At 71.2% G+C, this 8,280-nt stretch carries 8 protein-coding genes and 1 pseudogene; 1 reads left to right on the forward strand and 8 read right to left on the reverse strand.

Annotated features, from left to right (window positions below):
* The 7 genes and pseudogenes from M1M07_RS31550 to M1M07_RS31580 form a co-directional block, all read right to left on the reverse strand.
* Positions 1–186: pseudogene (locus M1M07_RS31550) on the reverse strand (TM2 domain-containing protein); the annotation flags it as partial.
* Positions 187–307: 121 nt separating this feature from the next.
* Positions 308–1,375, reverse strand: coding sequence for a prolipoprotein diacylglyceryl transferase (gene lgt, locus M1M07_RS31555; protein WP_248676676.1), 1,068 nt, complete (start codon positions 1,373–1,375; stop codon positions 308–310).
* Positions 1,372–2,175, reverse strand: a complete 804-nt coding sequence (gene trpA / locus M1M07_RS31560) for a tryptophan synthase subunit alpha (protein ID WP_197251700.1) — start codon at positions 2,173–2,175, stop codon at positions 1,372–1,374. The genes lgt and trpA overlap by 4 nt, the downstream gene beginning before the upstream one ends.
* The gene (gene trpB / locus M1M07_RS31565) at positions 2,172–3,422 is read right to left on the reverse strand and encodes a tryptophan synthase subunit beta (RefSeq protein ID WP_197251702.1); all 1,251 of its coding nucleotides are present in this window, start codon (positions 3,420–3,422) and stop codon (positions 2,172–2,174) included. Before trpB ends, trpA begins: the two co-directional genes overlap by 4 nt.
* Positions 3,423–3,646: 224 nt before the next feature.
* Positions 3,647–4,456 (reverse strand): indole-3-glycerol phosphate synthase TrpC, encoded by an 810-nt coding sequence (trpC, locus tag M1M07_RS31570; RefSeq protein WP_248676677.1) that lies wholly within the window; start codon positions 4,454–4,456, stop codon positions 3,647–3,649.
* 86 nt (positions 4,457–4,542) lie between these two features.
* A complete protein-coding gene (locus M1M07_RS31575; protein ID WP_248676678.1) occupies positions 4,543–5,247 on the reverse strand; it encodes a TIGR02234 family membrane protein in 705 nt (234 codons plus the stop codon).
* A complete protein-coding gene (locus M1M07_RS31580; protein ID WP_197251572.1) occupies positions 5,244–6,821 on the reverse strand; it encodes an anthranilate synthase component I in 1,578 nt (525 codons plus the stop codon). The genes M1M07_RS31575 and M1M07_RS31580 overlap by 4 nt, the downstream gene beginning before the upstream one ends.
* Before the next feature lie 56 nt (positions 6,822–6,877).
* On the opposite strand from M1M07_RS31580, the gene M1M07_RS31585 reads away from it, so the two are divergent.
* On the forward strand, positions 6,878–7,333 hold the full coding sequence (locus M1M07_RS31585) for a peroxiredoxin (RefSeq protein WP_197251571.1): 456 nt from the start codon (positions 6,878–6,880) through the stop codon (positions 7,331–7,333).
* A 6-nt stretch (positions 7,334–7,339) separates the two neighbouring features.
* Here the strand turns inward: M1M07_RS31585 and M1M07_RS31590 are convergent, their stop codons facing one another.
* Positions 7,340–8,107, reverse strand: a complete 768-nt coding sequence (locus M1M07_RS31590) for a dioxygenase (protein WP_197251574.1) — start codon at positions 8,105–8,107, stop codon at positions 7,340–7,342.
* Between the last annotated feature and the right edge of the window lie 173 nt (positions 8,108–8,280).

Raw genomic sequence — 8,280 nt, forward strand, 5'->3', positions numbered from 1 at the left:
GTTGCCGATGCCCGAGTAGGTGTCCCAGCCCGGGCCGGCGGTTCCCGGGGACGCTGCCGTGGACTCGGAGGTCTGCGGCGGCTCCGAGAGAGATGCCTGCGCGGTCGCGTCGTAGTCGAACCCGGGTCCGAAGTTCGGGTTCGACTGCGCGTCCGCTGGGTCGGATGCTTTCTTGCCGAAATCGATCGGGCGGCCCGAATTCGGGTCGGAAGCAGCCGGATCCGGTGTTGTCACTGGTGATCCCCCTCGTGGTCGATGTGTGTCAGACCTTACCGGCGCTTGCTCCCGGGTTCGGTTCAGGCAGGGGTCAGCGGTCCGCCGTCTTCGACCCGCCGGCCTCCTCGACCGGCTTCTCGGTTGACTTCTCGTCCGCTGGCTCGGCGTCGGCCGTCTTGTCGTCGGCCTGCTTGTCGTCGCCCTCCTGCGGGTCCTCATCGCCCTTCGCGACCGCGCTGTTACCGGCGGTCACAGCACCGTCGGTCCCGTCTTCGGAGTGCCGGGTCCGGGTCGACTTCAGCTCCTCGGGCGCCTCCCGGCCCTTGCGGGCGAAGACGAAGTACGCGACTGCGAGCGCGAACACGATGCCGGAGGTGAACGAGTTGATGCGGATGCCCGCGATCTGGGTGGCGGCGTCGCTGCGCATCAGTTCGATCCAGAACCGGCCCAGGCAGTACCCGGCGACGTAGAGGGCGAACAGCCGGCCGTGCCCGATCCGGAAGCGGCGGTCCACGACGACGAGCAGCACGACGATCAGCACGTTCCACAGCAGTTCGTACAGGAACGTGGGGTGCACCACCGAGGCGACCTGCCCGGTGGAGACGCCGTCGATCAGGCCGGGCGACACCTGACCGGCGTCGTTGCGGCGTTCGTAGATCTCGAGGCCCCACGGAAGCGTCGTCTCGCGACCGTACAGTTCCTGGTTGAACCAGTTGCCGAGCCGGCCGATGGCCTGGGCGAGCAGGATCGCGGGCGCCAGGGCGTCCCCGAACGCGGGCAGCGGGATTCCACGGCGGCGGCAGCCGATCCAGGCGCCGACCGCGCCGAACGCGACGGCACCCCAGATCCCGAGACCGCCCTCCCAGATCTTCAGGGCGTCGATCGGATCGGCGCCGTCGCCGAAGTACTTCCGCCAGTCGGTGGCGACGTGGTAGAGCCGGCCGCCGATCAGGCCGAACGGCACCGCCCACACGGCGATGTCGAGGACGGTGCCCTTCTCGCCGCCGCGCGCGACCCAGCGCCGGTCACCCCACACGATCGCGACGACGATGCCGACGATGATGCACAGGGCGTAGGCACGCAGGGCCACCGGCCCGAGATACCAGACGCCCTGTGGGGGCGAGGGAAGATAGGCGAGGAACGTGGTCGTGTCGGTCACGGTGCCACGGTAGCCGAGCGCACTCCCTTCGCGAGATCGCGTGTCAGCTCGAGCAGCGCGTCGCGGCCCTGAGCGGCGGCGGTGACGAGCGCGGAACCGACGATGACGCCGTCGGCGTATCCGGCGATCTCCGCGGCCTGGGCGCCGTTGCGGACACCGAGACCGACCCCGACCGGGATGTCGGAGTGGGCCCGCACCCGCGCGACGAGCTCCGGTGCGCGGTTGTCGACGTTGTCGCGGGCACCGGTGACGCCCATCGTCGACGTCGCGTAGACGAACCCGCGGCAGTTGTCGAGGGTCATCGCGAGCCGCTCGTTGGTCGACGACGGGGCGACGAGGAAGATGCGGCCGAGCCCGTACTTGTCGGACGCGGCGATCCAGTCGGCGGCCTCGTCGGGGATCAGGTCCGGGGTGATGATGCCGAGCCCGCCCGCCGCGGCGAGGTCGCGCGCGAAGTTCTCGACGCCGTACTTGAGGACGAGGTTCCAGTAGGTCATGACGACGGCGGCGCCACCGGCGTCGGTGACCGCCTTCACCGCCGGGAACACGTCCCGCACGCGCACACCGGCGGCGAGCGCCGCGTTGGCGGCGTTCTGGATGGTGGTGCCGTCCATGACGGGATCGCTGTAGGGGATGCCGACCTCGACGAGGTCGCAGCCGCCCTCCACGAGCGCGGTGACGGCCTCTATGGACTTCTCGACCGTGGGGTAGCCGACCGGCAGGTAACCGACGAGCGCGGCGCGCTTCTCGGCGCGGCAGGTCGCGAAGATGGCGGAGAGGCGTTCGTGCGGTGCGCTCACTGCGCGGCTCCTTCGGTGTCGGTGCTGTCGGAGGGCAGGTAGCCGAACCACTTGGCGGCGGTGTCGACGTCCTTGTCGCCGCGGCCCGAGATGTTCACCAGGATGATCGCTCCCTCGCCGAGTTCGCGGCCGAGTTTCAGCGCCCCGGCGACCGCGTGGGCCGATTCGATGGCGGGGATGATGCCCTCGGTGCGGCTCAGCAGCTTGAACGCGTCCATCGCCTCGGTGTCGGTGGCCGACCGGTATTCGGCGCGGCCGGTGTCGGCGAGCCACGAATGTTCCGGTCCCACACCGGGATAGTCGAGACCCGCGGAGATCGAGTGCGATTCGATGGTCTGGCCGTCCTCGTCCTGCAGCAGGTACGAGTACGCGCCGTGCAGGGCGCCGTGGGTGCCGCCGCCGATGGTCGCGGCGTGCCGTCCGGTTTCGACGCCGTCGCCGCCGGCCTCGATGCCGACGAGCTTGACGGACGGGTCGTCGATGAACGGGTGGAAGATGCCGATGGCGTTGGAACCACCACCGACGCAGGCGACGACCGCGTCGGGCAGGCGACCGGTGTGGGCCTGCACCTGGGCGCGCGCCTCGAGGCCGATGATGCGCTGGAAGTCGCGGACCATCGCCGGGAACGGGTGCGGCCCGGCGGCGGTGCCGAAGCAGTAGTAGGTGTTGTCGGCGTTGGTGACCCAGTCGCGCATCGCCTCGTTGATGGCGTCCTTGAGGGTGCGCGAGCCGGTCTTGGCGGCGATGACCTCGGCACCGAGCAGGCGCATGCGCGCCACGTTCAGGGCTTGCCGCTGGGTGTCGACCTCACCCATGTAGACGAGGCATTCGAGGCCGAGCAGGGCGCACGCGGTCGCGGTGGCGACACCGTGCTGACCGGCGCCGGTCTCGGCGATGACGCGGGTCTTGCCCATGCGCTTGGCGAGCAGGGCCTGCCCCAGCACGTTGTTGATCTTGTGGGAGCCGGTGTGGTTGAGGTCTTCGCGCTTGAGGAGCAGGCGCGCGCCGCCGGCGTGTTCGCTGAGCCGGGTGGCCTCGTAGACCGGTGACGGCCGGCCCGTGTAGTCGCGCTGGAGACGATCGAGCTCGGCGAGGAAACCGGGGTCGGTGCGTTCCTTCTCGTAGGCGGCGGTGACCTCTTCGATGACGGCCATGAGCGCCTCGGGCAGGTAGCGGCCACCGAAGACCCCGAAGTGCCCCTTGGCGTCCGGTTCGTGCGCGGTGGGGACGGACACGGCTTCGCTCATGACGGGAAGGCCGCGGCCCTTGGCCGAGAGGACGGAATCGTCTGCAGTCACGTGTCCAGTCTGCCCCACCATCGCACCCGCCGTGCCGTCGGGTCACCCGCGCAGTTCGCGGTGCGTCGTCGGCCGAAGACGTCCGCGCGCACCGGTATCCGCCGACGACGCGGACAGCCGCGCAGTGAGGACACTGCGCGGCTGTCTGATCGTCGTTCGGAGGGTCCGGTCGGTCAGCGTGCCGGCTTCGGGCAGGACGGATGCGTACCCACGGTGACCAGTTCGGCGACCGCCTGGCGGGGGTCGCCGCTCGTCACGAGACCCTCACCGACGAGCACGGCGTCGGCACCGGCACCGGCGTACGCCAGCAGGTCCGCCGGGCCCCGCACACCGGACTCGGCGATCTTGAGGACGTCGCTGGGCAGGCCCGGCGCGATCCGCGCGAACGTGCCCTTGTCGACCTCGAGGGTCTTGAGGTTGCGGGCGTTGATCCCGATGACGGTCGCGCCGGCCTCGAGAGCGCGGGTCGCCTCCTCCTCGGTGTGCGCCTCGACGAGCGCGGTCATGCCGAGCGATTCGACACGGTCGATGAGGGAGGTGAGCACGGGCTGTTCGAGCGCGGCGACGATCAGCAGCACGAGATCGGCGCCGTGCGCGCGGGCCTCGTGGATCTGGTACGGGCCGACGATGAAGTCCTTGCGCAGCACCGGGATCCGCACGGCGCGGCGGACCGCGTCGAGGTCGGCGAGGCTGCCGTGGAAGCGGCGTTCCTCGGTGAGCACGCTGATCACGCGTGCTCCCCCGGCCTCGTAGGCCTTGGCGAGTTCGGCCGGATCGGCGATGTCGGCGAGTGCGCCCTTCGACGGGCTGGCCCGCTTGACCTCGGCGATGACGGCGATCCCGGGCTCGCGCAGCGCAGCCTTCGCATCGATCGGCGGGGGTGCGGCGGCAGCGGCGGCCTTGACGGTGTCGAAGTCGACGACCGCCTCTCGGGCGGCGACGTCAGCGCGCACCCCTTCGAGAATCGAGTCGAGAACTGTCATGGCTCGAGTCCTTTCCGCACCCTTGTCAATCCCCCTGTGACGAAGCTCATCAGGTTCCTGAAGCCTAGTGGGCCGCTCCACAGCGGTCAGCGGCGGGTACCCGAATCGTCGCCGTCTTCGCCGTCACGAGGCAGCTTGCGGGTGGCGTCCGGGGCGGGATCGGCGTCGAGCGTCGGGTCCTCCCCCGCATCCAGGGCATCCCACAGGGCGCGTTCGGTGACCGGTTCGTCGCCCTCGCCGCGCCGCGCGGCCGCCTCGCGTCGCGCGGCGGGACCGGCGTACTTCGACGACAGGCCCGCCTGACTGCGCGGGGTCCGCCACAACACCACCCCCGCGACCAGCGCCGCGACCGCCCCTACCATGGCAAGGACGGCCGGTCCGTAGGCGATGTCGGTGGCGGTGACCGTCGCCCGCGCGGGCAGTTCCGCGATGCGGGCCGCGTCCTCCGGGTCGGCGCCGCCGGCGAACAGTCCGACGGCCGGAACCGCCGCGGCGATCCCGACGGCCGCGACCGCGACCGCGACGATCCGCAGCGCCCAGCCGCGCACCGCGAACGACGCGGCGATCGCGGCGACGAGCACGAGCGCGAGCGGCGTCAGCGAGGCCGCCCAGGTGCCGCCGTCGAGTGTGCTGGTCCGATCCTGTCCCAGCCCGTCGGAGGAGGACACGGTCACCCACGTCATCCGGCTCGATGCCCACAGCGCGAGCGCGGCGACGCCGAGCAGCAGCGCCGCCACGACGGCGGGGCGGCGGCGCGGCGCGGCGGGTGCGGGTGCGACGGGGTCGGTCACTCGGGGTCACCACCGTAGGGGACGAGGGTGGCGGCGGCGGCGACCGCGGACAGCGCGGACATGGCCTTGTTGCGGGCCTCGGTGTCCTCGTAGACCGGATCGGAGTCGGCGACCACCCCGGCACCGGCCTGGACGTACGCGACGCCGTCCTTGACGAGCGCGGTGCGGATGGCGATGGCGGTGTCGGCGTCGCCGGCGAAGTCGAGGTAGCCGACGATGCCGCCGTAGATGCCGCGGCGGGTCGGTTCGAGCTCCTCGATGAGTTCCATCGCGCGGACCTTCGGCGCACCGGACAGGGTGCCCGCCGGGAAGCACGCGGTGACGGCGTCGAGGGCGTGCTTGCCGTCGGCGAGGCGGCCGGTGACGGTCGAGACCAGGTGCATCACGTGGCTGTACCGCTCGATGTGCCGGTAGTCGTGCACCTTCACGGTGCCGGGTTCGCACACGCGACCGAGGTCGTTGCGGCCGAGGTCGACGAGCATGAGGTGCTCGGCGTTCTCCTTCTCGTCGTTGATGAGGTCCTTCTCGAGCAGGACGTCCTCCTCCTCGCTGGTGCCGCGCCACCGGGTGCCCGCGATCGGGTGGGTGGTGGCGACGCCGTCGGAGACGGTGACCAGCGCCTCGGGGCTGGATCCGACGATGGAGAACGCGGTCTCCCCGTCCGGGCCCGGAATGTGCAGCAGGAACATGTACGGGCTCGGGTTCGACGCGCGCAGCATCCGGTACACGTCGATGGGCGCTGCGGGACAGTCGATTTCGAAGCGCTGCGAGAGCACCACCTGGAAGGCTTCACCGGCTTCGATGTCGCCGATGAGCTTGCGGACGTCGGCGCCGAAGCCCTCGGTGGTCCGCTGCCGCCGGTAGTCGGGGGCGGGCTTCGCGAACGTGGAGACGGTGGACGCGGCGGGGGCGGCGAGCGCGGCGGTCATCCGGTCGAGCCGGGCGACCGCGTCGTCGTAGGCCTCGTCGACTCGTTCGTCGGAGCCGTCCCAGTTGACGGCGTTGGCGATGAGCCAGATCGTGCCCTCGTGGTGGTCGACGGCGGCGAGGTCGGTCGCGAGGAGCATGACGAGTTCGGGGATCTGCAGGTCGTCCTCGGCGATCGAGGGCAGCTTCTCGAGGCGCCGGACGGTGTCGTAGCCGAGGTAGCCGACCATGCCGCCGGTCAGCGGCGGCAGGCCGTGCAGGCGCTCGGTGTGCAGGAGCTTCAGGGTTTCGCCGAGGACGTCGACGGGGTTGCCGCCCTGGGGTGCGCCGGCGGGAACGCTGCCGTACCAGGCGGCTTCACCGTCGACGACGGTGAGCGCGGCGGGGCTGCCGGCGCCGATGAACGACCAGCGCGACCAGGAGCGGCCGTTCTCCGCGGATTCGAGCAGGAAGGTTCCGGGCCGGTCGGCGGCGAGCTTCCGGTACGCCGACAGCGGCGTCTCGGCGTCGGCGAGCACCTTGCGGGTGACGGGCACGACGCGGTGCTCGGCCGCGAGTACCCGGAACTCCTCGCGGGTGGTGGTATCGGATCGACCGCGCGCGGACGGGTCGCTGGCTGCGGGAATGGTGGTGGGCTCGCCGGACATGCGCCCATCATCCCAGGGCTGCCGCGAGGGCCGCGCGCGCGGTAGCGTCGCCGGGCATGAGACCCGGTGACATCGCCCCCGATTTCTCGCTGCGCGACCAGGACGGCAAGCTGCGCTCGCTCGGCGAGCTGCTCGCCGACGGCCCGCTGGTGCTGTTCTTCTACCCGGCCGCGTTCACGCCGGTGTGCACCGCGGAGGCCTGCCATTTCCGGGATCTGGCGGCGCAGTTCGCCGCCGTCGGCGCGACCCGCGTCGGGATCAGCGCCGATCCGGTGGACCGGCTCGCGTCGTGGGCGACGCGGCAGAGATTCGACTTCCCGCTGCTGTCGGACCCGGACGGTGTCGCCGCCGCGGCGTACGGGGTGCGGCGCGGGCTGCTCGGGAAGCTGTCCCCGGTCAAGCGGACCACGTTCGTGATCGACACCGATTGCCGCATCCTCGACGTGGTCGCGAGCGAGTTGCGCGCGTCGGTGCACGCGGACCGCGCGCTCGACGCGCTGCGCGCCCGCTGAGCGGGTTCAGTCCACCTGGATCGAGCGTTTCGCCAGGCCCATCCAGAATCCGTCGATGACCTGCCGGGCCGACTGCTCGGGGTTGCTGGACGCACCGAGCGTGACGAACAGCGGCGCGAAGTGCTCGACGGTCGGGTGCGCGTAGGGCATGCCCGGTGCCCGGGTGCGGAAGTCGAGCAGTCCCTCGATGTCGCCGGCCGCGAACCGTTCCCCGGCCCACGCGTCGAACTCGGAGGACCAGCCGGGGGCGGCCGCCTCGGGTCGCATGTCGCGCAGGAACGGCAGGCCGTGGGTGGTGAAGCCGGAGCCGACGATGAGCACGCCCTGCTCGCGCAGCGGCCGCAGGCGCTCGCCGAGGTGCAGCAGCCGCTGCGGGTCGAGGGTGGGCAGCGAGATCTGAAGCACCGGGATGTCGCCGTCGGGGTACATGACGGTCAGCGGCACATAGGCGCCGTGGTCGAGACCGCGGTCGGGCTGCTGCACGACCGGTTCGTTGTCGGGCATCAGCGCCGCGACCTGGCGGGCGAGGTCGGGTGCGCCGGGTGCGGTGTAGGTGACCTCGTAGAAGCGCTGCGGGAAGCCCCAGAAGTCGTAGACGAGCGGGGTGCCGGTGGCGGTGGCGCCGATGGTCAGCGGCGCCGATTCCCAGTGCGCGGACACCACGAGGATCGCCGTGGGTCGCGGCAGGTCCGCTGCCCACCGCTGCAGCTGGGACACCCACAGTTCGCTGTCGACGAGCGGCGGGGCGCCGTGGCTCAGGAACAGGGCGGGCATGGTGCTCATGACACTCCTAAAAGTTGAAGCTTCAACCATCATAGGGGTGCAACGAGCGGATCGCCAAGTTCATTCCCCACCGCCGCGAGCGTGCTCACCCCGGAGAAGACCGAAATGACGGCGGGCGTACCGAGATATCGGTGCACCGACCGTCGTACCGGGCGCCTCCGACC

Source organism: Rhodococcus sp. HM1 (assembly GCF_023218075.1).
Lineage (GTDB): Bacteria > Actinomycetota > Actinomycetes > Mycobacteriales > Mycobacteriaceae > Rhodococcus.

Bases quoted from the DNA above. Each gene is read 5' to 3' on its own strand.
- M1M07_RS31590 (WP_197251574.1), bottom strand. From the start codon at position 8,107: ATGCCCGCCCTGTTCCTGAGCCACGGCGCCCCGCCGCTCGTCGACAGC.
- M1M07_RS31580 (WP_197251572.1), bottom strand. From the start codon at position 6,821: ATGTCCGGCGAGCCCACCACCATTCCCGCAGCCAGCGACCCGTCCGCG.
- M1M07_RS31585 (WP_197251571.1), top strand. From the start codon at position 6,878: ATGAGACCCGGTGACATCGCCCCCGATTTCTCGCTGCGCGACCAGGAC.
- trpC (WP_248676677.1), bottom strand. From the start codon at position 4,456: ATGACAGTTCTCGACTCGATTCTCGAAGGGGTGCGCGCTGACGTCGCC.
- trpB (WP_197251702.1), bottom strand. From the start codon at position 3,422: ATGAGCGAAGCCGTGTCCGTCCCCACCGCGCACGAACCGGACGCCAAG.